The 25989-nt window shown below is 39.4% G+C and carries 23 protein-coding genes and 1 pseudogene; 3 read left to right on the top strand and 21 right to left on the bottom strand.

Annotation, left to right across the window (positions count from 1 at the left end; translation table 11 throughout):
* Window positions 1–7: 7 nt before the first annotated feature.
* The 20 genes from ACPUYX_RS01660 to ACPUYX_RS01565 all read right to left on the bottom strand — a co-directional run bounded on the left by ACPUYX_RS01660 (window position 8) and on the right by ACPUYX_RS01565 (window position 22058).
* The gene (locus ACPUYX_RS01660) at window positions 8–658 is read right to left on the bottom strand and encodes a hypothetical protein (RefSeq protein ID WP_426378006.1); all 651 of its coding nucleotides are present in this window, start codon (window positions 656–658) and stop codon (window positions 8–10) included.
* Between the two features lie 225 nt (window positions 659–883).
* A complete protein-coding gene (locus ACPUYX_RS01655) occupies window positions 884–2953 on the bottom strand; it encodes a tetratricopeptide repeat-containing glycosyltransferase family 2 protein (protein WP_426378005.1) in 2070 nt (689 codons plus the stop codon).
* A 71-nt stretch (window positions 2954–3024) separates the two neighbouring features.
* Entirely contained in the window at window positions 3025–4143 is a 1119-nt protein-coding gene (locus ACPUYX_RS01650) for a polysaccharide pyruvyl transferase family protein (RefSeq protein WP_426378004.1), read from the bottom strand.
* Entirely contained in the window at window positions 4140–5639 is a 1500-nt protein-coding gene (locus ACPUYX_RS01645; protein ID WP_426378003.1) for a glycosyltransferase family 2 protein, read from the bottom strand. Before ACPUYX_RS01645 ends, ACPUYX_RS01650 begins: the two co-directional genes overlap by 4 nt.
* Complete coding sequence (locus ACPUYX_RS01640; protein WP_426378002.1) at window positions 5636–6895, bottom strand: radical SAM protein; 1260 nt, start codon at window positions 6893–6895, stop codon at window positions 5636–5638. Before ACPUYX_RS01640 ends, ACPUYX_RS01645 begins: the two co-directional genes overlap by 4 nt.
* A gap of 106 nt (window positions 6896–7001) precedes the next feature.
* On the bottom strand, window positions 7002–7157 hold the full coding sequence (locus tag ACPUYX_RS01635; protein ID WP_426378001.1) for a hypothetical protein: 156 nt from the start codon (window positions 7155–7157) through the stop codon (window positions 7002–7004).
* A 30-nt stretch (window positions 7158–7187) separates the two neighbouring features.
* Window positions 7188–7520, bottom strand: coding sequence for a class I SAM-dependent methyltransferase (locus ACPUYX_RS01630; protein WP_426378000.1), 333 nt, complete (start codon window positions 7518–7520; stop codon window positions 7188–7190).
* A 68-nt stretch (window positions 7521–7588) separates the two neighbouring features.
* Entirely contained in the window at window positions 7589–7867 is a 279-nt protein-coding gene (locus ACPUYX_RS01625) for a TylF/MycF/NovP-related O-methyltransferase (RefSeq protein WP_426377999.1), read from the bottom strand.
* 552 nt (window positions 7868–8419) lie between these two features.
* Window positions 8420–8704, bottom strand: coding sequence for a hypothetical protein (locus tag ACPUYX_RS01620; RefSeq protein WP_426377998.1), 285 nt, complete (start codon window positions 8702–8704; stop codon window positions 8420–8422).
* Between the two features lie 79 nt (window positions 8705–8783).
* Window positions 8784–9605: a radical SAM protein gene (locus tag ACPUYX_RS01615; RefSeq protein ID WP_426377997.1), complete on the bottom strand. Its 822-nt coding sequence runs from the start codon at window positions 9603–9605 to the stop codon at window positions 8784–8786.
* A 30-nt stretch (window positions 9606–9635) separates the two neighbouring features.
* Window positions 9636–10457, bottom strand: a complete 822-nt coding sequence (locus tag ACPUYX_RS01610) for a radical SAM protein (RefSeq protein WP_426377996.1) — start codon at window positions 10455–10457, stop codon at window positions 9636–9638.
* Entirely contained in the window at window positions 10450–11547 is a 1098-nt protein-coding gene (locus tag ACPUYX_RS01605; RefSeq protein WP_426377995.1) for a polysaccharide pyruvyl transferase family protein, read from the bottom strand. The genes ACPUYX_RS01610 and ACPUYX_RS01605 overlap by 8 nt, the downstream gene beginning before the upstream one ends.
* 195 nt (window positions 11548–11742) lie before the next feature.
* The gene (locus ACPUYX_RS01600; RefSeq protein ID WP_426377994.1) at window positions 11743–12798 is read right to left on the bottom strand and encodes a glycosyltransferase; all 1056 of its coding nucleotides are present in this window, start codon (window positions 12796–12798) and stop codon (window positions 11743–11745) included.
* Between the two features lie 762 nt (window positions 12799–13560).
* Entirely contained in the window at window positions 13561–14667 is a 1107-nt protein-coding gene (locus ACPUYX_RS01595) for an FkbM family methyltransferase (RefSeq protein ID WP_426377993.1), read from the bottom strand.
* Window positions 14664–15635, bottom strand: coding sequence for a glycosyltransferase family 2 protein (locus ACPUYX_RS01590; RefSeq protein WP_426377992.1), 972 nt, complete (start codon window positions 15633–15635; stop codon window positions 14664–14666). The genes ACPUYX_RS01595 and ACPUYX_RS01590 overlap by 4 nt, the downstream gene beginning before the upstream one ends.
* 94 nt (window positions 15636–15729) lie before the next feature.
* Complete coding sequence (gene rfbF / locus ACPUYX_RS01585; protein WP_426377991.1) at window positions 15730–16527, bottom strand: glucose-1-phosphate cytidylyltransferase; 798 nt, start codon at window positions 16525–16527, stop codon at window positions 15730–15732.
* A gap of 544 nt (window positions 16528–17071) precedes the next feature.
* Window positions 17072–18976 carry an FtsX-like permease family protein gene (locus ACPUYX_RS01580; protein ID WP_426377990.1) on the bottom strand — a complete coding sequence of 635 codons (1905 nt, stop codon included), beginning with the start codon at window positions 18974–18976 and terminating at the stop codon, window positions 17072–17074.
* Window positions 18963–19727 carry an ABC transporter ATP-binding protein gene (locus ACPUYX_RS01575; protein ID WP_426377989.1) on the bottom strand — a complete coding sequence of 255 codons (765 nt, stop codon included), beginning with the start codon at window positions 19725–19727 and terminating at the stop codon, window positions 18963–18965. The genes ACPUYX_RS01580 and ACPUYX_RS01575 overlap by 14 nt, the downstream gene beginning before the upstream one ends.
* An 885-nt stretch (window positions 19728–20612) precedes the next feature.
* Window positions 20613–21488 carry a hypothetical protein gene (locus tag ACPUYX_RS01570; RefSeq protein ID WP_426377988.1) on the bottom strand — a complete coding sequence of 292 codons (876 nt, stop codon included), beginning with the start codon at window positions 21486–21488 and terminating at the stop codon, window positions 20613–20615.
* Between the two features lie 108 nt (window positions 21489–21596).
* Window positions 21597–22058: a hypothetical protein gene (locus ACPUYX_RS01565; RefSeq protein WP_426377987.1), complete on the bottom strand. Its 462-nt coding sequence runs from the start codon at window positions 22056–22058 to the stop codon at window positions 21597–21599.
* Between the two features lie 144 nt (window positions 22059–22202).
* Between ACPUYX_RS01565 and ACPUYX_RS01560 the strand changes: the two genes are divergently transcribed.
* The 3 genes from ACPUYX_RS01560 (at window position 22203) to ACPUYX_RS01550 (ending at window position 24828) form a co-directional block, all read left to right on the top strand.
* Entirely contained in the window at window positions 22203–23069 is an 867-nt protein-coding gene (locus tag ACPUYX_RS01560) for an AraC family transcriptional regulator (protein ID WP_426377986.1), read from the top strand.
* Window positions 23070–23131: 62 nt separating this feature from the next.
* Entirely contained in the window at window positions 23132–24082 is a 951-nt protein-coding gene (locus ACPUYX_RS01555) for an ABC transporter ATP-binding protein (RefSeq protein WP_426377985.1), read from the top strand.
* Window positions 24082–24828, top strand: a complete 747-nt coding sequence (locus ACPUYX_RS01550) for an ABC transporter permease (protein WP_426377984.1) — start codon at window positions 24082–24084, stop codon at window positions 24826–24828. Before ACPUYX_RS01555 ends, ACPUYX_RS01550 begins: the two co-directional genes overlap by 1 nt.
* Here the strand turns inward: ACPUYX_RS01550 and ACPUYX_RS01545 are convergent.
* Window positions 24815–25988: pseudogene (locus ACPUYX_RS01545) on the bottom strand (ABC transporter permease). The gene ACPUYX_RS01550 and the pseudogene ACPUYX_RS01545 sit on opposite strands and share 14 nt — an antisense overlap.
* Window position 25989: the final 1 nt, after the last annotated feature.

Here is a 25989-nt window from a genome sequence, read left to right as displayed (position 1 = left end):
TATTCATCTAGTTTAAAGAAAGCCTTTTCTTCTCAACAACCCAATCAATACTAAGACTAAGTATAGCGACGCTTAAATAGAGAATTTGCTCTTGAGAAAACCCCCGCCAATAATTATGGTTGAGCGGGTTCAAAAATTGAATAAACACTTGCCCCAGACTAAACCATAACAGACCCTGATTTAGCTGCTCAGGTTTGCCGATTGTCCTGCTCCTCCGAAATATTAGCAAAAGAATAAGTAAAGAAAGGACAAGTTTGCTCCCATGAACCCATGCCATTTGTCTAAGTAAAACCAAATCCAGCAAAGCATACATTGCTGTAGCAGCCAAAAAACCTATACTTAATAAATCCCCGTAAACCCAAATTGAATCGTGTTCCTTCTGCGCACGAAAATAAATATAGATACTTGCAATTGCCACCGCTAACCAGATTCCATGCTCCCCTCCCGAAAAATAGAGTAAAGCTAGAGGGTTGGTGATAACAGTTATCGGTTCGAAAAGAATCAAGCTTAATTTCCATACCACAAGTGCAATAATTAGACTGTTTTCAATAGTGTCGATCATCCGTTGAACCGGATACTCATCTCTAGGCAAACGGTTTCTTATAACAAGATAACCCACGAATATGGAAAAACTGATAATTAGCCATCGAGTTCCCATCGTTTCCCCTCCCTGGTATGAATAGAGCGCGGCTTTTATATGAATAAGCATCTTATGGATAAACTATACCATCCAATTTTAAAGATTGTATAAAGATTGAAAACGAGAAAAGCAACCGAAGTCTAGTAAAACTCGGTTGCTTTAGTCCATTTTAGGTTCAATCCTAGTTTGATAATGTTTCCATACGTCTCGTTATTCATAATAATTCATCAGTATTGAATTTCTTTAATCTAATTGTTTTGATTGAATTAATTTGATTAACTGTGTGATTTCCAAATCGTTTTCCACAATACTTTCATATTCTGTAATTAAGTTTTTGGCTTCGACTAAATATCCACAACTTATAAGCGTTTGAATATTTCGCTTAAACATGATCTTGAATTCTTCAAACTCATTCCTGCTTTTTTCCTGAACTTCTTGTTTGACCTTAATCTCCTCAAGCAGCAGTGTAATCCCTTTATGCATTACTGGGTATGACTTTAAGGCTTTTCTCATATAGTTTATGTATTCATGATCATCTTCTTGGTGATCTAAAGCATGACATAAATAAACTAAAAATATCTCCTCATCACTCTTAAGGTCGTAAATCAAATCATGCTTAATAACCTCTTGAGAATAAATTCTTTTAATATATTCAACGCCGTTTCTAATATAGTTTTTAAAAATAACTACAAAGTTTTCTTCAGAAACTCCAGAACACAACAAGTAGTGGGACAGAAGTTTTAGACCTCTGATATTATTAAGGCTGTCGTCAGCCGGATAGGCCATTAAATATTTTTCTAACTCGGTCTTAAAGTTTACATACCGTCCTTCTAAAACTGATAGCCACTGACGAGCTTTATCTTGACTTATCCGTGTCAATTCCTCCATAATGGATACTTTATATATTATGCGCAAAAATAGTAAATCACGATAAACATCTGGATCCGGATCGAGTTTTAAGGTTTGAAACTGGGACTCAAAAGACGAATCTTTACGCTTATAGGATAATAGCATTTTATTATATTTCGCATAATCGTATTTACCGCGGGAAAACAACTCAACGAGTTTCAGTTCTTCTTTCTTATCCATAGTAGCTTTTTGATCTTCCAGGAAGGTTAAAAATAAAGTAATTTTTTCCTCGCCCAAGGGTAATGCCTTTCTCTCAAAGTATTTTACAAGCTTATCATAATCTTTAGATTCGGTTAAAATTCTAATCATTAATTGAAAAACATCAGCCTGATGAACGCTACTCTTAACCTCTTCCAGATAATCTAAGGCCTTGTGATACTTTTCAAGTTCCAGGCACAAAGCAGAAAGTCCTAAATACGCCTCTTCTTTGTAGTTAAGGGTTAAGTATTTGGCCATTGAATTAAACTCGTTAACCGCTCTGCCATGATCTCTAACAAGACTTAAATAGATCAGATAATGGTTTTCGGCGTCTTGAAAGGATGATCTGGATGCCAATAGCTTTGCAAGCAGAAAATGGGCATCCATCGATTCGGGTTCGAGTTTTACCGTTTCTATACCTATTTTCTCTGCTTTTTTATTTAAATCCATATCCATATAACATATCATCAATTGATTGTAGACATAAAGATAGTTCTGAGGGTCTAAACCCTTTTCTTTAACCAAATTAAACGCCGCCAAAGCTTCATCCAAAGCTTCCCCAAAATTTCTATGCATTCTGTATGTAACTGACAATTGATACTTGTAATATATATTATCCGGATTTTTCGCAATTTCCGATTTCAGCATAGATCTATTTCGTTCAAATTTCTGTTCCATTAAATCTTTATCTGTAGAAACATAGCCATAGTGAAGGAAGGTAGTTTCTAAATAAATCGTTGTTTCCGTCTTTGGCTGCTCATGAATGGCTCCGGTGTATTTAAAATCTTCTTCTTTTCTAAACAGTCTTGGGATCAAGGCATCCATAAAACGGGTTATCTCTCCATCGGCCAGGATACTCTTTATGGTAATAGCTGCTGTTGAATAATTATTAACGGCAGTAGAGTTTAAAAATTCTATTAAACCCGCTGCCTCTTCTACCTCTTCATCTGCATCAATTATCAATATCCAATCTCCCTTTGAATATCCAATACTGATATTACGCATAGCCCCAAAATCATTATTCCATGGATGTTGATACACTTTGTTAGTGAATTGTTTGACAATAGAAACTGTTTTATCAGTAGACCCTGTGTCAACAATTATCAGTTCAGAGTTAATATATTCTGTGATCTTAGCCAAACTTTTTAAACATCTTGGCAAATTATTTTCTTCATTTTTTACAATCATACAAATACTAAGCAGCATAGATTTAGCTCCTTCAAGGTAATATTCTGGTTCCTTTAATCACCAGGAGTGCTCAGGGTTAACCATTCGATCTAAAGCGGAGCAAATTCTGCCTTTTCTTTATAGGAGGACATCTTATCTGATAAAATAACCTTTATCTTATGTTCATTACATACAACGTTTTCAAACATTGATAACAAACAGTAATCATCGTTTACGCTCTTAAGTGGCAAAACGTAATCCTCAAGTCCTAAATCTGTTGCTATACCTTTTGACTTCACCGAATACCCTATAACAATAGATGGTATACAAGAAGAATAAGCAGCGATGGACGCATGTGTTCTAGTGAATACTCCAAAACGACACTTCGATATTATATATTTGTATTCTGCTGCGCTTAATTGCTTATTAATAAAGCAAACTCTTTCTTTATTGTCAATCAAATCATAAATATTTCGTAATAACGTTAGATCATTATCTGTATCCATCAACACGTGAGGAACTAACACAACATTCATATCTGTATTTCCGATGATAGCCTTAATCAGATTTACAGTATTTCTAAGAATTATTCCGCCATTGTTCTCGCGGCGAATGACTAAGGGGCTTATATTTATCGCAACAGTATTGCCTATAATAAAATTATCAGGAAGAGTACACTCCTTTGCGTCCAATAAAAATGCTATATCAGCGCAGGGCATGACATTGTCAAGCCCTTTAGCCTTTAAGGCATTATATGTCAATGATTCTCTGGCTGTAATTATATGATGGGATTGTAGGGTGCTAACCATTTCCTCATTAATCATTGATGGTTCAATGGAACAGCTCCATAATATGCTCAAAGCTCCACGTTTAAGAGCAGTTTCATGAAACACCTTCCATTTACGCCAATTTTCATAACAATAGTTATCACCTCCAACTGACAGGCAAATTGAATCCTTGGTTATTTTATCGAGAGCGGATTTATAGATAAGCCCGTCATACACTCCTTTTTGTGAAGAATTCTTATCCGCTTCCAAATAGAAAAGATCACGTTCGCAATATTCATCAACGGGCATGTTGAACTCAACATCCTGGTCTTTGAAATGAGTAGAGAGAATAATTTTGCTGTCTGAATATAGTCTATTAAGCAATCCAACAGTGCATTTTACTATTGCCTCCGCACCATGGTTGTATGCGCCGCCATGTCCGTACAATAAAAACTCTTTCATTGCAAAAGTCGCCCTCTCAATTCCTTGAAATCCATATCGTTAGGCAAAATCTCATCCCAGTCGGCTAGTTCCTCTTTCGCATCATCTAGACGGAAAAAATCAATAAGCAATAAAATTTTCAGTTTCTTAAAGCTAATAAACCTTTCCGCATAATTCAATTTAGCTGAAAGGTTCACCCCAAGTGTCAAAAATTCCTCTATGTACTCGTCTGGTATATTTGTTTGTTTTGCAATAGTACTTTCAATTTGTGTTAATGCCTTTTTTTCATCCTGTTGCATAATTAAAAACACTATATCGCGAAAGTAAGTTAAAAACTCAACATTTAATCCGGCAATCAATGGCAACGCGGAAGTGATAGAAACAATCTGATCATCTATGTTAAGAACGACTCCCATTTTTGACTGCCTGTTCTTTAATGTTGTCAGAAGCAAGAACGTCCAGCAGTCCTGCCAACCGCTAATCTTGGTTGGATACACACCCATCGCTGCAAGTATGTCGGAAGCTATTTCCAAACCCTTTTCGCTGTAAACTTCCTTTTGGCCGAGTACCCAAACTACCACTTGATTAAACATATCATTTCTCTGTTCTTCCACACCAGGCCATTTGATAAGCTCTTGAGTATGTTTGCTTTGGAAGATATCCAGTAGTCTTTGAAGTTTATTTATAACGGGCATTTGTTCATTCTGAAGAACATTTACTGTATCCTGGATAGCATTGAGATACACGCGATATAGGAAATTCAAGTTTTCTTGACTGACAATGCCGCATTTTGAAATAAGAAAATCACGGGTGGCATCGAAAAGAGCATTGTCAGATGTGATACGATTTTCGTCTAACTGATATGAAACGGATTTTGGAAAAACATAATATCTATGCAGTGATTCTGCTAGTATCCCAACACGGGTCGCGTTATGGAAGGCTCTCATCGCGAAATAGGTATCGGACCCATATCCTGATATCTCATAGTCTCTGTAATTTGGTTTACGGAAAACTGATAACGAGTACACTTTACCCCATATAGAACGCATAAACTGATAATATTTAGAAAAATTCATTTCGAATTTATCGCCTTCTAAAATGAGGCTTGTATCGAGCTTTCGACTTACAATAAGCTTGTCTGTTGTTGCGTTAATAAAATCACTACCACAGGCAGCGATTTGTAGGTTATGCTCTGTCATAAACGCGAGCATTTTTTTAAGAAAGTCGGGTGTGTACTCATCATCAGCGTCAAGCTCGCATAAATAGCATTCGTTACTGTAACCTTCAATGACATCCAGAATCCAATTCCCAACCCAGTTTATCGCGTTACAAAGCGGAACAATTCGCTGGTCCCGCTTTGCATATTCTTTTATGATTTTACTAGTGTTATCAGTCGACGCATTGTCAAGCAGATAGTATACAAAATCCGTATGTGTTTGAGTAAGTACACTTTCGATTGTGCGACGGAGCGTCTTCTCGGCATTGAATGCTGGAGTATAAAAAATCACTTTACTCATCCCGCTTCCCCACTCCCGGTCAGAGATTTACTGATTACATCTGAAATAATTCGATACATTATTCCATTTTCGGTTAGTTTTTCTATTAAATACTTTGTCATTATTTTTGTACGTTGGGTCAATTCTTTGGGGGCGTACAAATTGTAAGAAACTTGGACAAGTTTCGTCCCAATATCTTTACAAAGTGAAACAAAGCCATCAATGTCGGCTTCATTATCATTGATTGTCGGCAAAATGATATACTTTAATCTAACTCTGCCATTGCTGTTGTACCGCCTTAAATTATCACATACTTTGTGAAATAAGTCATAACCTTTTACTTTCTCGAAAGTACTTCTTGTTCCAGCATCAACACTTACAATCAAATCAGTGTTTCCAAGTTCGAGCAGCTGCATTATTCTCTGATCCCAAATTGATGCATTCGTACAAAAGGTATTACGCAATTGACTGATAGAGTCATATATTTCAGTTCGCCGCGGATTAACGCAGATTTCGCCGCAGGAAATGATCGTATGCAGTTCTTGCGATAGAAGGTTGCGTGCTTTAAAGATGCTTAGCAGCTCTTGCATGTTTATATCATTTGAAACGTTCCTAGAAGTTTTTGCGGGTGATTTGCAATAACAGCAATTGAAATTGCAAATTCCTTCTTCTCCATCATTAAGAATAATTATTTTACGTTCAAGAGGATACCAATCCTCTTTTATACTGGGGCAACCATCACACGGAGTTGAAGCACCACTATTCAAATCGTTTATCAGCTGATCACGGTACGTAATAAACTCTTCGGCAGCTAATCCATAATCCCCTTTAAATACAATGGAGGGAGATTTGTTTTTACCAAAGTCCGAACAACAATAATTAAGCTTGTGCCCGGCACAAACTAAGTAGGATTCCAAATAAATGCACGATCTCCTTTTCTCGATCGGCTCATAATTAAGAATCCTGTCTGCAGAAACTTTTCCGCTTGATATCAGTATTCCTATTATTTGAAATTTATAAAAGCCACTTGCTATGAAGAAAATTGCGTCTGGAAATTTTGAGATTGCTTCATCTGGTGGCAGAATTTCAACGTCTAAAAGATGTTTATACCATTTTCTCTCATCACTGTCACAAAGACACGCCGGCTTTATATTATGGCGATGTTTAAGTGCTTGTACTATAAGTAAAGCATCAGCGTCAGCTCCATAGATGATAACATCCCTTTTTTCTTTAATTATTTTTTCTTCTATCATATCTATATAAGAATAATAACCCATAAAATACTATCACCCATTCCCTTAAGCATTCATGGATGAGATGTTATTCTCTACAGTTAAACGCTCATTCTCCCATCCATCCTGCATTTTTATCCAATCTTTAATTTCATACAGGAATTGATAGACCGAGTACCGTCGATCGAGCCATTATCTCACAAATAGCAAACCCAGTCTTGGTAATTCTACTGAGTATACTGTCAACGGCGCGCGCTAAAGTTTTTTCTGCGCTCAAAGCTTGAATATAGATTATCACTTTAGGCATTTTGAAAACTCCCATTCGTAATGTTATGGCTCACAATTTCAAAAACATCACGCTCAATCTGTCGGCAAAAGGCACAAATCGTAAGCCGTAATCCATAGCGAATTCATTACAGGCTTTGGCAATACCTGGACATGAGATGAACGGGTGCTTTCTTCCTTGTGTATCTCTGCATACTGTCGGAAAGTAATCGTGGCATAATATGATTCCACCAGTGGCCATTCTTGGCCAAAAGAATCGCAATGCCGCCTTGGTGGGTAGATAAAGATTAAAGTCAATATTTACAAAAGCGAAAGTATCGTCACACCCCTCAAAAGTGTCCGGCACATATCCTTGTCTAATCTCCAAGACGTCCGGATGCGGCATTATCGACAAAACCCTCTCAATAGAGGTCGCACATCCGCCATACGAAACTAAAGGCTCATTATTATCTTTTATCTTTTCAAATCCACATCACGAGAATCATAGCCTTCAAAAGTATCGAATAAATACAGCCTTCGTTCTGGAAAATGCGCGTTTAAGTATGCTGCGAATTCCCCTCTGTAAACTCCGCACTCCGCTATACTCCCCAAAATGTTTTGGGTCCGAAAATGAGAATCCATTTGTTCAAGCCAGTCTCGTCGAATCGACAAGCACTCCTCTTCTGGTTGAAATAAATCGCTGACAATTTTGTTCTCTGGAACCCCCAAATTCTCACGTAGGGTATTAAGCATATCGTCCTTATATGTCCGCGAGGCTATGAGGATTAAATCATAGTCGTGCAATAACACTTCACGAGGAGCGATGACGCGAATGCCGTGAAATAATGTTCCACATTCGTCATTTGCTCCGCCGCGTCATATCGCGGTAAGTTATCACGAAGACCATCACAGCGAAGGCAAGAACTAAAGTTTTTTTGATAAAAGCCTCTGATTTTTCTCCTTTTTTCATCTATCGTTTCGCTTTCATCAAATATATCAACAAATTCATCATCCTTAATTGAGATTCCGTTCTTTATGAGCCATTTGAGCCTTTCGCAAGGATATATCTTTCCGCCTTCTGTCAAAATTATATAGTTCGCCACTTTTGAGCGTCGGCACAATCAAGAAATTTCTTGGCTGCTTCCTCCTCTGTATAGCGCATCTCGAAATTCCTAAAATCAATCCAACCGCCAAAATATTTACCATTCGTTTGATCCCGTTATTCCGTCTTAATATCCTGAAGCGCCTCCATAATATCGTCAGTCGCAGGTGAAAGAGAAGCCCCATAATAATCAACGATTACCCTCACTTTGCCGCCAAATCTTTCAAGGCTGTTACCGTTTCCGCACTTGGTACAATACTGCCATTGCTGATAACAAGTATTTCCTTTAGGATGCGGTCGTTGTATCTATACAGATGTTCTAATATTGGGGCGGCATCCCGTCTAATAAAAAACTCCCTCCCGAAAAGCACAGCTGGTCGACGCTCGTAACAATCTAAAAAAAACGATCCATTTGCCGACACAATATCTCTGGCGACGGATGGTATGGCTTTTTGTAATATGGCGCGTATGTCTGGTACAACCGACACTTGAGATTACAAGCAATTGTCATGTTGATAGCCGCTTTTGCCATATGGAAACTCTCCTGTGTCATCATTGATTAGCTCCTTACCCTATTTGTTCCCCAGCAGGGTATCGATCGGCAGTCTCCGAACCGAAATCACCCGAACAATAGCCGCAACACGATATATATGGTTTCGCATATAGAGCCATCATTTTTTCGCGCTGCTGTCCGACTGTGAGCGAATTATCAAACAGGTCTATATAATCCGATGTGTCGTTCGGAGTTAGCCCTAAACTGATGCCGCTTGCGGAGCGGGTGCAACGATGTATCTGACCAAATCGGCAAGCCCATATGCCCCCAACTTGATTGACGGCGCAATCGTTAAATACTTTTGCCGTTTCCAGGGTTGTGCGATTCTGAAACTGATAATCGCCATAATCCACCCAACCCCCGAAATGCTGTGCTTCACCCGAATAGTCCTTGATGTCATAAGGCAGCCCCGCCTCGTCCAAAATGCTTTTCAATTCTTGAGCTTTGGGTGAGTGAACCCCATAATCCGAGATATAAAACATAAACTTTTCTGCGGAATTGTATTCAAGGATTTGGTCTATCAACTCTTGTGGCGGCATTATTGTCCCGTTGGTAAAAAGGCCCAAAAAGCCGAATTGATCAGATTTGGTCATCGCCTTGGTGATAACTTTATCTAAGTCGTGATGTAGGAAAGGTTCGCCGCCCGATAATTGGAAACGGTCAGCATAATCAACTATGCTGAAGCATTTGTCGATGCAATCTCGCAAATAATCCAACTCGAAATGCGGCTGCGGCTTATACTTGGAAACATCGGCAACGCAGAGCCGACAACGCAAATTACAGCGGAGTGTTACAGTTAGGTTGAGGATATGCAAATTGATTCTATCAGCAGTCATATGGGTCATCTCCTTCGGGAATAATTTTTGCTATGACAATTGTTCCGCTGCCGGGTAACGCCGTTGGGCGTTGTCGCCATCGCCATCGCAATAGTTACAGACCGAGATATACGGTTTGTTGAACAGAGATACAATCTTCGAGCGCTGTTGTTCAACGGAAAGCGCGTCGTCAAACAAATCGATATAGTCCGATGCCTCTTCAGGAATCAGCTTATCAACGACTAAGCCCTTGGCACTGCGAACGCACCAGTGCATAGTTCCGGCGTGAGTAGTGAATATCCCTTGCATTTTACTGGCACCACACCGCTTAAATTTTGCGGCTAAATCAGTTGGCGAGTCGTTACGTCTTTCCCAACTGCCATAATCAACCCAGCCGCCAAAGTATTGGTTGTCACCGTGGTACGATTTGATTTTGCAATCAATGTTCAGCGATAATAACAACTCTGTCAATTCTTTGACATTGGATGAAAGCTCACCGTAATCGCTGATAAACACCATTATATCAGCGGCGTGCCTTTGCATAGCGGATATAACCGCCGAATGCGGTAACAAGCTACCATTGGTGATAATCAGGAGTTTGTCAAATTGCTTTTTGAAAGACATAGCGCAGTCAATCAACTCTGCTAAATCGGGATGGATAAACGGCTCGCCGCCGCTGAGTTCATACCATTCCACATAATCAACTATCTTAAAAAAGCGATGCATAGTTTCAGCCAGATAGTTAAAGGAGTAATGCGGTGCTACTTTGTAGCGCGGACCGCCCGTTACGCAGAGCTTGCAGCGCAAGTTGCACCGATATGTTATATTTAGTACGGCACGGCGCAAAACAAACTTTCCCTCAGCGTTATACATTGGGTAATCTCCCTTCCAAAAAATCGTGCACCTTGGCAAAATGTTGGTCTGAGTTGTGCGAGGCGACATATAATTCAGCCTTCGCGGTTTCTATTGCCGCAACAATTTCCGCCACATCTGTCTGAACAAATTCGGTCAAAGTAAAGAGTTTGCCGTTGTAACCAATACTATGGAGATAATCAATGTGTTTGTTATTATAAGCAATACATATAAACGGCAAACCCAATGACAACGCCAAAACTAAACCGTGGAAACGAACGACGATTACTTTCCAACATTGGGCCATTTCACGCAATACGTTCCAGCGCTCCTCATAAATACACACACTTATCGGCATTGCATCACGTAGTTCTTTATAAATATTGTTGGCAATCACCACATCCGACTGAGCAATACCAGAATCAAAAGCAAACAGTACCGATCCGCGACCAGTATCCGTATGTATTTGCAAAATTGTTTGCATAAGCTTCTGAGTAGCCTGCTCACTCATTTGGCAATGCACAACCACTCCCAAAGGTGATTTATCGCTTACAGAGTTGCTTGTAATGCGATGACGGCTGGCAGTATCTGCTAATATGTCATCAAAAGACCATAGGTGGGTTTTTGCGGCAATAGCACTTTTAATAAAGGAATAAGATGGTTTATCTCGACAGGTTATGATGTGGGCACTGCGCAATTCCAGTTTGACAAAGGCACGGGTAAGTGCGCTTGAAAACGGCCCCACATTACAGCCAATAATAGCAAATTTTGTACCGAATATTGATAGTACGCCCAAATACAACCAGTTAATAAAGCGGTAATAACACCCTTTCATACGTCGACCGATAAGCGTAGAACCACCCAACGACACAATCAAAGCAAAGAAGCCCAACCCGAATTTGTGAATTTTTCTTAAAGGCAGCTCCGTGAGTTTCACTTTGTCACCTAACAGAGCGTGGTAATAATCCTGAAAATCCGCAGGACAACTCAAATACAGCTCATAATCAGAGCCTAAAGCTTCCACAAACTCGCAAATCATTAAATCATCTCCGAGATTCCTGTCGATATAGGCTTTGATGTAAATGCGTTTGCGCGGATTATCTCGTTCCATAGCCTCATCCTTTCAATCCACATTGCCACGAAGAAAATTGCATCTGGAAAATTTCAGATTGCTTCGTCAAATGACAGAATTTCAACATCTAAAAGATGTTTATGCCATTTCCTTTCATCACTGTCACAAAGACACGTTTTCTTCTATCACACCTATATAAGAATCATAACCCATAAAATGCTTTCACCCATTTCCTTAAACATTCATGGATGAGATGATATTCTCTACAGTTGAATACTCTTTCTCCCATCCATCCTGCATTGTTATCCATTCTTTGATTTCATACAGGAACTCATCTTTGTTGGAATAAATACCGACTTCATCCCAATATCTAAGAATATGCCTTGTCATATCATCAGAGAAAATTTCATTTAGACTTTTAAGCTTTTCTGACAAGTCAATGCTAGCGCCTTGTATTCTAGGAAGGATATACTTGATTAGAATTAAAAAAAGAACATCAAGATAGTCCTGATTCTGCTTGCTTATCTCACCATAATCGAGAAGAAATTCGACACTGATATTATGGAGATACTTACATTCCTGAAACCAATCGGTGTTAAATTGGTTTGATACAGTTTTGGGTGAAATATAATATCTATGCAAACTTTCTGCGAGGACTCCCGCGCGTTTTGAACGGCGAAACGCTTCCATGCAAAAAGCAGTGTCTGTAAAATACTTGGCATTGCGTAACCATACAAGATCGCATTTTTGTAAAAGTTCAAGAGAATAAACGCCCCCCCAAACTGTTACCATAAAGTTCCGATAAATCGGAAACTGTTCTGCAAAATCCTGACCATCAAGAATAATATTTTTTTCAAGTAGCTTATGCTTAATAATTTTACCTGATTTTTCATCTATCCAATCAGTCCCACACGTAGCGATATCCAGATTGTTTTCGGTAACGAAGTCAATCATTTTTTCAAGGAAATCCACAGAATATTCATCGTCGGCATCCAAATTCACAAAATAACAGGAACTTGGATATTGAAATTTGATTTGATCAATAAAAGTAATCAATGGCAAAGTTTTATCGGTATCAAGTAAATGATTTTTGTCCCTTATCATAGGTATAATACGATTATCTCGACCAGCATAATTCATTATTACTGTTCTTGTATCGTCTAAAGATCCATTGTCAAGTACATAAAGTGTAAAGTTATTATTTGTCTGGTTGAGAATACTTTCAATCGCACGATTTAACGTTTCTGCCGCATTATATGCTTGTATAAATATAATTACATGTTCACTCATTTTTGATCACTTCCAGTCAATATTCTCCTCAATTACCACAGCTTGGTTCCCTACCGCGGCACATCTTGACGGAACATCATGCGTTTAAGTATGATTGCATCAACGCCAATCCAAGCATGGTTTCCAATAATAACTGGTTCAGGCGGATTCAGTAGGTTGCCCTGCTCGTCGGTAATCCCATGGTGATTGCTGTCATAGATGAAAACCCCAGGTGCTATAACCGCACCGTCTCCGATTTAATACGATTAGCACAGGCTATCACACAATCTGAATTGATATATCCACTTCCGAGCGTTAAAACCCCTCCGAAAAATACCTCAATGCTTGAACCTTAGAAAACCTTGAAATGACCGTTTACAGTCATCCTGGATTTTGCATGCATCTTTAAATAAGTTTCCGCCTTTGAGTCTGAGCTCAAATTGTAACCCATGCATAATTCGGAATTTAACTCTATTGTGACGACAGGATTCAATTCAAAAATGACATTTCCTGAAGTTATTCGGTGTTCTTTTTGCTCATCCTTGATAATTATATATATATCTCCAACCATTACCTCTAAAAAACCTCGAAAATTTCCACCATATAACTCATCCTAAGGTTTCCGTAGCTCGCCACGTAGTCTTTCAGAAAACCATTGTCATAACAGATAAAATCAAAGTTGTTCACGGTTTTCTTTAAAAACCTGTACCCAAGGGTTACCTCGCGATTATATATGAACATTATTAGTTGGATTTTGGAAATTGCAAATTCCTAATCCTTTCTTTATACAGCATATAGCACGGTTTCATAAATCCCGTCAGCATACTGCTCTAAGGTAAATTTATAGCTTGGGTCCATTTCATAGATCAGTTTCGGCAATTCGTATATATCCTCCGGCTTGTGATAAACGCAAACGGCGAGTTTAGGATGCTTCTTTCTGATAATATTTCTCGCACCAATAAGAGCTTCTTTTTCCGCTCCCTCTATATCCAGCTTGATAAAAGTGGGCAAATCATGATTCGGTTTTCCCGCAAAAAAACTGTCAAGTGATGTAACGGGTATGGAAATCGAACAATTTCCGATTACGAAACTAGAACCGGCATTGCCGCCGTCACTGAAAAATTTAAGCTCTGTATCACAACTCCATAACCCTTTGCCAATCACATCTACATTGGTGTAATTTCCCAATAGGTGGGTTGCCTTTTCTCGAGCTACATTATCCGGCTCAAAAGAATAAATATAGCGATATCCTCGTGCCTTTCCTAATTTTGTGTGTCTTATAAATTCATCCGCCGTATCACCAATCCAAGCGCCACCATCAACAAATACCTCATTTTCTTCCAAACTAATAATTTTAGGTTCAAAATATTGCGGGGCGGTTGAAGTTTTAGTAATTTCAACTCCTGTTAAATACATCCTTATCCTATCGACCAAAAGTTTCTTCGAAACATCGTCGTCGAAAAAATTATATGCCCATTTATAACCTTCATAGTGTTGGTTCATTTGATCTATATCATAGAGTTCAAAATAACGCCTATAAATGTTTTCTCTAAGAAAACCCATGCCCAGAAGTTGATTAAAGATTTCATCATTCTGTTTATAATCCACCGCCACGATAACTATCGCTTCCTTATAACTTCGAAGCAACTCTTTAGGCGAGATAATCGGGAGCTGAAATCTTTCATTCATACCTTTCTTGTAATTGTCACAAAATGCAATTATTTGTCCGCCTAAACTAATCAAACTTCCCGCAACAGAACACCCAACTGCTCCCGAACCGAATATTACTGCGCTTCCTTTCTTGTCAGAAATTCTTGACAACAAATCATCTATGGGCTGGGAATAATACTCCCCCTGAATTGTTTTAAATTCAATGTCAAAATCGTTCATTGTGCTACCAAACCCCTATCGTTTAGAATGTACTTCTCCATCCACTCTTTCTCAAAATTCTCTATATATTTTCCATAAAAAAACTCATCCCAATTCCTCCTAAGTACACTACGCATAAACTTCAACGGTTCATCACAATTCGTCAGTTTAAACCTGTAAATTTTCTCTACCATCGAAATCATATACGACCACTCGCTGTATTGGGCTAAGTCAGCAAGCTGCGGCAGCATCCGGCTAATATACTCTGTTCGTTCACGGAACGCCGCTAGGTATTCGAAGAGCTGAATCGCGTTGAGTAAGTGGTGTTTTGTAGCCGCACTAGAGTTGTTCCCCGGGTGGCGGTAGAAGGTATATTTCGGAATACCATGAGCTGCAACTATCTTCGCGTTGGCAAAATAGCGATAGGTTGTCGAGATATCATCGTAGTTACCAGTATCTGAAAAACGGACTTTATCGAAAATCTCCCGCCGAATAAGCTTAGTCGGCATAGCTGCATTGTAGTATAAACGCCTCAGATATGCATCCATTGCCTGTTCTGTATCCATGACATAAAGTTCGTCATAGACATAAATGTTGTTTGGCAGCACCTCACCGTTTTCCTCTTTGTTCGAACCGCACACCGCAATATCTGTGTTATGCGACTTAGCAAGCTCGTACAAAAACTCCAAAAAATCAGGCTCTGCATAATCGTCATCGTCGATGAAGGCTACATATTCACCCTTGGCAACATCTAATCCAGCGTTACGTCCGCTGCCAATGTTTCCGCGTTTGCGGTGGATTACATGGATTCTTGAATCGTTTTCAGCATATTCATCTGCAATCGCACCGCTTCGATCGGAAGAACCATTATTAACAATGATGAACTCGAAGTCGTCAAGTGTTTGCATAAGAATGCTTTTAATCGCTCGCTCTATAAATTCCTCGCGGTTGTAAATGAGCATAATTATGCTAATTTTAGGTGTTGTCATGTCTTTAGGCCTTCTTTTTGCAATATATTGCACGAATTCACACATTCAGTCAGTATATACCTCTGCATGGTGAATTAAAGAATTAAAGAATTTATCACTTTCCGCTATTTTGCTTCTCCCAAACCTTCCACGGAGCCTTGCCTGAATTCCACATTTCTTCTAATTTTGCCTTGTCTCTAAGCGTATCCAAGCATTGCCAGAATCCCCTATGTTTGTACGCAACTAATTGGCCGTCTGAGGCTAACTTCTCCAAAGGCCCCTGCTCAAATATGAGATTTTCCGTATCATCCAAATAATCAAACACCTGAGGTTCTAAGACCATAAATCCTGCATTGATCCAACCACCGTCTTCTTTTGCCTTCTCAGCAAACTTATTAATCGTCTGATGTTCATCAATGTCCAAGACACCAAATCTCCCACCGGGTTGTATTGCAGTCATGGTAGCAAGTTTCTGATGTTTTTTATGAAATCCTAATAGTTTATTGATATCAACATTTGCAACACCGTCACCATACGTCATCATAAATGTTTCATCACCTATATATTTATGGACCCTTTTGATCCTTGCACCTGTCTGAGTTGTCAATCCTGTATCTACGACTGTAACCCGCCAAGGCTCCGCCACGTTGCTATGGATAACCATTTCGTTATTGTTGGAAAAATCAAACGTAATATCTGAACGGTGCAAATAATAATCGGCAAAATATTCCTTAATGACATATCCCTTGTATCCGCAGCAAATAACAAATTCGTTAAATCCGTAGTGGCTATAAGTCTTCAATATGTGCCATAATATCGGAGAATCCCCAATTTCAATCATAGGTTTTGGCTTTAAATGACTTTCCTCGCTGATTCTAGTACCCAAGCCGCCAGCTAAGATAACAACTTTCAAATATATCCACTCCAGTCTACGCATATTGCAACATTTGTAAGTTATCATGCATTATCAATGTATATTTGCCCACCTATAGCAGTACTGCGGCTTTCCGTTGACTTAGTTAAATTTTCCTACCCTCTAACTTACCTAATTATATAAACTTAAGTGTTTTCGACAATTATATATGTATTTTAGTAATCTACATACGTACTTATAGTATATATCGACAAAAAGCTTGCTTTTCTTTAGAGCAAGATGTTTCCACACAAAATGAATGTGGATGTCACATGATTCTCAACTAAAGTATATTTGAATATTTGACAGGCTGCTTATTCTTAAATTAAATAATCCGAGAATGATAATCATACTATCTCAATATAAAAATATCCTAAGATACTTTAGTAACTAGAAATTGGAGAAAAATGAGTTGCAAGGCGAATGATCATCTTGCAACTCATTTATTATACCTACTTAACTCCTAAAGAATATATTTATTTAGAAAGCACAATTCACTTACCTAAACTGAAATGCACCCTGAAGTTGACTTATAGCAATTATGCTATAGACCAAAACCCAGCAGTTCTCTTCGAGAATATCTCATTACAATAACAAATTGAAGCGCCGCTAAGCCTAACCCAATGAGCAGACTGTAACCGGCAGCCTGCCATCCATAGCCATAAAATTCATTGACAACGTAGCCATAAAAGCTCCCCATAAACAGACCGGCGATTAACTGAGGTATGAAGTAATAGATATTTTTATGACGTATCATTGTCAGCATCTCCTCTTCGGTTACACCCAGCCGACAGAGACCGGACAATAATCTCTGCTCTTCTTCCTCTTCGGCCTTAATTTTAAAATGAATCATTATATTGGAGGCAGCACAGAATAGAGCCTCAACAAAAAACATTACAAACAGCAAAAATTCTGCCGACTGTTGGGCCAAAGTGTAGGATTCAATTCTGGATGTTGCCCGGAAATAACGTTGTTGTTCCGCCTGGTCAACTCGATTCTTTTCTAATAAATAGTTCTGGACGGCAGCAATTCCTTTACCCGAATTCTGCCACTGCTTAAACGAGTACAATTTGAGGACCCCCGCCCAATAATCAGAGCTCTGCCCGGCTATTTCCCGATAATCAGCATCATTCAAAACCAAATTACGATCAGCCAGAGTCGGATTTCGATTGAATAAGATACGCACATCACTTCCTGCGGACTTTAATTCCATTGTCTCCTTGCCACAATCAAAACCGACCGTTGACGGTAAAGTCAGATCATGTTGGTATCCATCCTGAAAGTCAAACTGAAAAACCGTCAAAAACTCACCTTTGGGAATTTGATAGCTGGTGCCAAATTCCTTATTTACTCCGGAAAGCGGAAACAAATTATAGACTCCGTTTCGCAAATAGCCCACCTGCTTGACCCTCTGAACCGTCACTCCCTTTTTAGCCAGCAGACTTACGATCTCAGTATCCGTCGCCTGATTTTTGCCGAAGATCTGGGAATATTCCAAATCATAGGGGGATCTCACAAGGGCATCTGTGGTCAGGGCCGGATACATAATCCCCGTCGATCCGGCAAAAAAAATACAAAATCCAAGCAGCCAGGCAGCTGTTATACCAATCCCGCTTCTTGACCCGGCATGCTGCCTGTTAAAAGCGATCCCGAGAAAATGGTGCTCCCGAAACCCCGGAATTACTTTAGACCAAACGTTATCCAACGCCTCCACTTGGGCCAAAATAAAACCGGAGCCTGCCAAGATAACGCCAAAACTAATTTCCAGCCAAAGCACTGAATTAGCATGAACATAACCAATAAGCATCATCGGAACAGAAACGGAGACTAAGATCACGCCAAAGATAAATCGTCCTCTGCTTGATTTTCTTTTCCTTTCGCCTCGAAATTTATCTTTGATCAGATCGATAAGTTCCAGCTTTTTGAAGCCTATGACACTCATTACCAGGGTGAAAAGGATCGTCAGGCCATAGAGCAAAGACGTCCATTTATAAGAATCGGCGTTAAAATACCAATGCAATTCGGATACCCCGATTACGTGTTGAATTACGAAATAAAAGGCAAATGAGATTAACGTGCCCAGGAGTAATCCGGCGAGCAGTGATATCCCCGCAATCAGGCACTGTTCCAAGAGCATATTGGTTAGGACTTCCGTTTCGCTCATTCCCATGGTCATTAAAATGCCATAGTCATGTTGGCGGAGCTTCAGAAATTGCCGGTAAGAATAGGGTATAAAGAGAACAAAAAAAACGCCGACAAATAGACTTGGGGCATAAATATTGCTGGAAATATAGCTGTTTACGCTTTTAGGATTCATAAACGCCTGATTCGTAAAAATGGCGGCAAAACTATAAAACAGGACAAGGGCAAAGACATTGCATAAAAAATACAGCCTGTAACGCCGAAAGTTAGCCCTTAACATTTTTCGGGAAATATCAAAAAAGGTCATCCTGTTCACCTCCCATCAAGGTCAACATTTCTGTCAGAGAATCAAGGAATTCCTTGCGGCTGCCTTCCCGCCGTTCTTCGGCCACAAATTCACCGTCTTTTAACAAAACAGTCCTGTGACAATGGCTGGCAGCAAAGGTGTCATGGGTGACCATTAAAAGACTCGTGCCAAATTCGCGATTAATCCTCAGAAAATAGTTCATCACTTCCCGAGTGGACTTAGAGTCCAGATTTCCCGTCGGTTCATCAGCCAAAATAAGAGCGGGATTATTGATAAGCGCCCTGCCAATAGCTGTCCGCTGTCTTTCTCCACCGGATATTTCCGTGATACTTTGGTCCCGGATATCTTCGATGCCAAGAATGGTAAGGATTTTTTCTACTTGTTCTTCCTGCTCCTCCGCCGGCTTTTTCTCCAGGATCATCGGCAGCAGGATGTTTTCTTTCACGGAAAGGCTTTCAATCAGATTAAAGTCCTGAAAGACCATTCCTAAGCTTCTCCTGCGGAATAAGGCTATTTCCGCTTTATTCATCTCTGCCAGATACTGACCGTCAATCCAAACGCTTCCCTGATCAGAACAATCCACACCGCTGATGATATTTAAGAAAGTTGTCTTGCCGCTTCCCGATGGTCCCATGACAGCAACCATTTCTCCCTGTTTTACCTGCAAATTAAGACCTTTTAAGATTGCAATTTTTTTGCCATTCCTAGTTTGATAATGTTTCCATATATCTCGTATTTCCAAACTAATCATACCCTTATCCCCAATCTTTTATAATAAATCCGCACACCAAAATAAAGCCGGGATATCCGGCTTAAAAAATTGTTATGATTGGGCAGGGGTCATTCGTCCATACGAACACACAAAGAGACAAGTGTATAGTTTCTGCTCCAGAGCAATTTGCTCTTGTTTTTCCAAATAAGACATAGTAATGGCAAAGGAAAAAAAATATCAACTCTGCCACCAGATCCAATACCCTTAATATTGTCTCTGCTATAAGTATCTTTAATCTTCTCCCAGCCATATGTATCCGTTAAAATAGTATGATTTAGTACGATCGATTGGCTGCCTTTAATTCCTTCGTGATTGACACTGTTAGAAGAAATTCCGCTTGAAACAGTACCATTTACAGTCAAGAAAAGAAAAAAAACCAACGGAATCAAAGCGATTCGCGTTATACATTTTTTACTTCTGTAGAATAATATCATCCTAGCAAATTCCTTTAACTTAAACATAAATTCATTTACAACCATGGAAAGTCTAATTTCGCTTTTATTATATCATAAGCAAAAAATTTCAGTTTAAAGATACGTAATTGCTGCAAGATAATAAAACCTAGTGAGTGAACTCGTTCAGCTAAAGCCGAACATCGGGGCTTCAGATACAATAATGTCCAGTGGTCATTATTGCCGAGCCGCCTTTCCCAATAGGAATGAATACTTTGCGGCGAAGGAGGACTCTACCCCACCTGAAGTTAACGAAAGGCCACCCCCCCCTTATAGAAGTGGGGCTTAAAAACTGGATAAATTAGGGTACAGTCTCCTAAATTATTAGGCTACAGTACCCTTTCCCTTTTATCAGTAACCCGCAAACCTTATAGATAGAGAGACCTTTAGGCCTATTTTAAAGCTCTTCTTGCTAATGTTTATCATCTGGTATACCGCTGTAAAAATTGTCAATTATCAATACCGAAAGATACGTCCAACAAATTGCAATTGTTGAAACTAATACAAACCAACCTTCCCTAATCAAAATAATATTTAATTTATATCCAATATAATAGATTATATATAGAACGATTAACACTAAGGTTTTCCAAATCCATTTAAGTCTTAAAAAATATATCAGCATAACTGAACCGGATAACAAAAAGAAATGTCCCAACACTCCATAAAGGCGGCTAACTTCTGGGTCCGAAATTAAAGATGTGTTGAAATCCTGAAGTCTAAATAACATAAACAAGCCCCATACCAAAGTAATAACATTACATGTATAAAGAGCAAAAAAGATATATCCATAATAAAATACAGGCCCAATGCCCTGCATTGCTTTTATATACATTTTTTTAACTACCCAGAAGAAAAGCGGAATACCCATAACCGTCATCCAAGTTTCGTACCAGTTATGACGATAGATACCTAAACGTAAAAATAATTCCTCAATAAGGCCATATATCAGGCCAAATATAATAAACCAATAGGATTTTAAATTTAGAACTACAACCAATAAAGCTGAAGCTCCTACGGAAGATTGAGAAAACAAATTACCCGCCAGGACGTCGTCAAAAGGGCGCGGGGGATTTTTAAGTATCATTGGATAATAGACATATGCTTTTAGAAAAAACAGGAGTATCGTTTCAAATACAAGTACTATCCCAGTTATTGTCAGGTAGAATGCAATAATCACTCTACGGTAGTTTTTAGCCTTAATCAGTACGACAACTAATTCTATAATAGTAGAGATACCTAAAAGAATGTACCATATTGTATTACTCCAAAATATAGGGTCATACATAAGACCACCGAGAAAACACAAGTAATACTTTTAAAAGACGCTGATTTATAAGGCGAAGCGGTGAATTTGGTTTGGGATGACCCAAGTTTAATCCCTCCAAAAGTTATTTTACATAGCTTGCCCATGATCATTGGTTAGCTTTAGAAAACCCCAAGTAGCTATCGGAAACCAGATTACAAAAGGCACGATTGAGTCTATTATACCGTGTGTTAGTGTTAAAACACCCAGTTTGGTAATCGTTTGACAAAAGAACACACTGTAACCTATTCCTGCGATAGTGTACAAATAAATATATACTCTTTTATTAGGTAAAAAATAGAAATACATGATAAAGAAAATTGTCCAAGCAGTTGGTGCGACGATATGTATTCCCATTAAGCCAAACGGTTCGTAGTTAATATACTTAAATTCGCCCAGCAAATTAGCAATAGAAACAAATACAAAATCCAGCATCCCCCCAAAAATTATCCCGTAAAAGGCAAAACGCCGTATTTCTGGTTTAGGAACTATACTTATCAGAATTGCTCCCAGAACTGCAGTATATATAAAAGGGATGATGTTTATTGGCATTTTTTGCTGTCACCTCTAGACAATCGATCTAACATCTAGGATATCCTCTTTAGTTTGAAAAATTCATGGATTTACAAAAGAGGACAGCGAAAGCGAGGAATAAATTTCCTTTAAGTTGTATGATCTTTACAAGAAGGTGAAGAAATGGAATGGCTAAAGAATTTGAGCAACGCCATTGACTACATTGAAAGTAACTTAGCCGCTGAGATTTCTTATGACGAGGCAGCTAAAATCGCGTGTTGCTCCACCTATTATTTTCAGCGGATGTTTTCCTATGTAGCAGGTATTTCGCTTTCTGAATATATCCGGCGTCGAAGGATGACGCAAGCGGCATTTCAATTGCAGACGACAGACAGTAAAGTTCTTGAGGTGGCATTGAAATACGGCTACACTTCCCCTACATCCTTCAACCGGGCATTTCAGAGCGTACATGGGATCTCTCCGATTTCTGCAAAGGCACAGGGAAGCGTATTAAATGCATACCCGCCTATCCGGTTTTCAGTCAAAATTATGGGAGGTAATGTTATGCCCTATCGGGTCGAAGAAAAAGAAGCTATGCACATTGTAGGCATGCGCATTCCTTTGACATTAAATATGGAAGAAAACCAAAAGAATGTCCCTCCCTTTTGGGAAATGACATTAAAAAGCAGCAAATTTCCAGAAATTTGCAATCTGTCAAATAAGTCCCCGCAAGGTGTACTGGGAATTACTGCCTGTCAAAGCCTCGACGAAATTTATTACTACATAGCAGCAGCAACCGATAAACCTGTCCCCAAAGATATGTTCGAGTATGAAATTCCGGCAGCAACATGGGTAATTTTTGAGAGCGACGGATATTTCAAAGAATCCATTCAAAGCATTTTTAGACGCTTCCTCACAGAGTGGCTTCCCTTCTCAGGGTATGTTTACGCAGAACTTCCGGATATTGAAGTTTATCCAATCAGCGAGGCAAGGCCACAGGCGGGACACTCCGAAGTGTGGATTGCTGTAAAAAAAGAAAAGGGGAATTAAACTAATGGATTACCAGATTAAGTACCTGACAGAAATTCAGTTCCCGATTAGGGAGGACTAAAATGACTGCCATACTTGTTAAAGAATTAGTTAAAAAGTACAAAAACGGAGTGCAGGCATTAAATGGCCTCACTTTGTCAGTAAACGAAGGCGAAATTTTTTCTCTCTTAGGACCAAACGGCGCGGGAAAATCAACCCTTATCAACGTACTGACCACTTATCTGAGCCCTACATCCGGAAGTGTAATCATGTTTGGCAAAAATGTTGTTGATGAAGCGGCTGCAATCCGCACAAAAATCGCCTGTGTAGCGCAACGAACTTCTATTGATACGCATCTGTCCCTCACAGAAAATATGATGTTCCAAAGTAAACTTTATCAAGTGTCGAAAACAGAAGCACAAAAGCGAATGAAAGCACTAATTTCTTGCTTTGGCTTAGAACGATATTTGAAATACCCGGTTTCGTCTTATTCTGGCGGCGTGAAGAGACGCCTTGATATCGCGCTCAACCTGATGTCAAATCCCAAAGTCCTGTTTCTGGACGAACCGACCGTTGGCATGGATATAGGGTCCCGCATGGCAATGTGGGATATGATGAAAAAAATCAGAAACGATTTTGGAACTACGATTTTTTTAACAACTCACTATTTAGAGGAAGCTGACCAGCTAAGTGATACGATTTGTATTATGAAAAATGGGAAAGAGATCATCCAAGGTTCTCCGAACGCTCTCCGGGAATATTTGCACCAGGATATGCTGAAAATTAGCTTTTCATCGAATGAAGAAGCCAAAAGCTGTTTTGAGCTGTTAAAAAGCGCTATTGATTTGCAAGAATCGGATTTGCGCCGTAACAAAATTATTACCGAATTAAAAAACGGCCATCACGATTTGGAAAAAGCAACTCGCCGGTTATTGGAGCATAGTGTTTCTTTCCTGGGTATCGAGATTATGCAGCCCACCTTGGAAGATGTTTTTATCAGGCTAACCGGTATCGATGAAAAGGAGGCCAGTTGATGAGCGTTCTCACCTTACTTCAACGTGACATAAAGTGGCGTTTCCACAACGCTTTCACGATTGTGATTACTATTTTGCAGCCTATGCTTTGGCTGGTTTTATATAGCACCGTTGCCGGGCAATTTATGCAGGGTATGGGAATCAGAAACTATACGGCTTTTATTCTCCCTGGACTGATTGTACTGGTTACCTTTGGAACCTGCAGCAGCGGCGGAATTATGAATTACCTGATGAAAGCAGACGGCAGTTTCTACCGAATACTAATTGCCCCGGTTCGAAGAAGCTCAATTGTACTTGGGCAGGTATTGGAAGCGGTACTCTGCACTTTTATTGAAGTTGCTATTATCAGTGTTGTCAGCCTGGCTTTCTCAGTAAAAATCGCTTCGGGATTTTTGGGACTTCTTGTAATTATTTTGCTGGTATTTCTGACAGCGTTCTTTATAGCCGGATTAACATATGCAATCAGTCTTTGTCTTCCCAATGAAGTGATTTACGAAACCGTAATGAACGCAATTGTTTTGCCAATCTTCTTTTTAAGTACGGCGTTATTTCCGGGAGATAAATTAGCTGGTGGACTGGCAATAGCGATTAATCTCAACCCTTTTACCCATGTAATAAATACTTTACGGTCTTTAATTTTGCAGGGGAACATTGTAACCCACGAGGTAATCTTGGTTATTCTTTTGCTTGCCGTTATGTGCTCGATCAGTTTCTCATGGGCATTGTACCGCCTTACACGTGCCTAAGTGCATCAATTGGATTTAATCGACTCGCTTTTCTCGCAGGGGCTAAGCCGAAGATAATTCCCACAACTGCCGCAAATCCTACGGCCAGTAATACTGTCCAAGTTGTCAATATAAACGTAAAATTCATGAGTACAGATGCAGCTAAAGCAATCAAAATCCCAAGAAGCAATCCTAAAATGCCGCCAAATAAGGAAATAAAGATTGACTCGATCAAAAATTGTAACTGAATCTGTGCAGGTTCAGCTCCTAACGCCTTGCGCAGGCCTATCTCTGTAGTGCGTTCCGTCACGGATACAAGCATCATATTCATAATCCCGATTCCACCCACAAGCAAAGAAATGGAAGCAATTCCTGCCAATAATAGAGCCATCATGCCTGTTATATTACCAATCATATTAATGATATTCTGCATATTAATCACACTAAAGGAATCCTTATAATAATTAAATGCTGTGTTTAGGACGGTTGTAAGATCATTGGTAATTGCAACCGATTTACTGGAATCACTCATATAAACATCAACACTTTTTATGTACCCTACCGCCAACGTTTTCATAGCCGTAGTATAAGGTATCATGGCAATTTTGTTGGTTGAACCAGCGATTGTGCCGCTTGAAGCTTTTAGAACTCCGACAATCGTAAAGGTATTGCCGTTAATCAGAATCTTATGGCCAAGAGGATTAATTCCGAAAAAAAAAATCTTTGACAAGATCGCTGCCGAGAACAGCCACTTGATTTTTATCGTTCACATCCAGTATATTTATTCCCCGGCCAATCGCCATGATATCCGTTTCCTTTTTAAAGTATGTTTCATTTTTACCTTGGATTGAAACACCTGTTTCTACTTGACTATCTTTCACCAAAGCGGCACTACCTGAAACCGTAGGCGAAACACCGCTGACGTTATTGACCTGGGCAAGCTGCTTCAAATCCGCCTCACTAAGCCCTTGCTTTAGACGAGTGCCCATGGCCTGAATGGTAATTTTATCTGCTCCAAGAGAAGAGATCTGGCTGGTGATACTTCCTGTAGCACCTTGTACAATAGTAATTAGGGCGATGATGGAGGATACGCCGATGACCACCCCCAGCACAGTCAAAAATGAACGCACTTTATTATGCGTAATATTACTCCATGACATTTTGATGCTTTCTTTCAGCACT

It is taken from the genome of Desulfosporosinus sp. SYSU MS00001 (assembly GCF_049943955.1).
GTDB lineage: Bacteria > Bacillota > Desulfitobacteriia > Desulfitobacteriales > Desulfitobacteriaceae > Desulfosporosinus.
The sequence above is the reverse complement of the archived record's forward strand: the minus strand, read 5'-3'. Positions and strand labels throughout refer to the sequence as shown.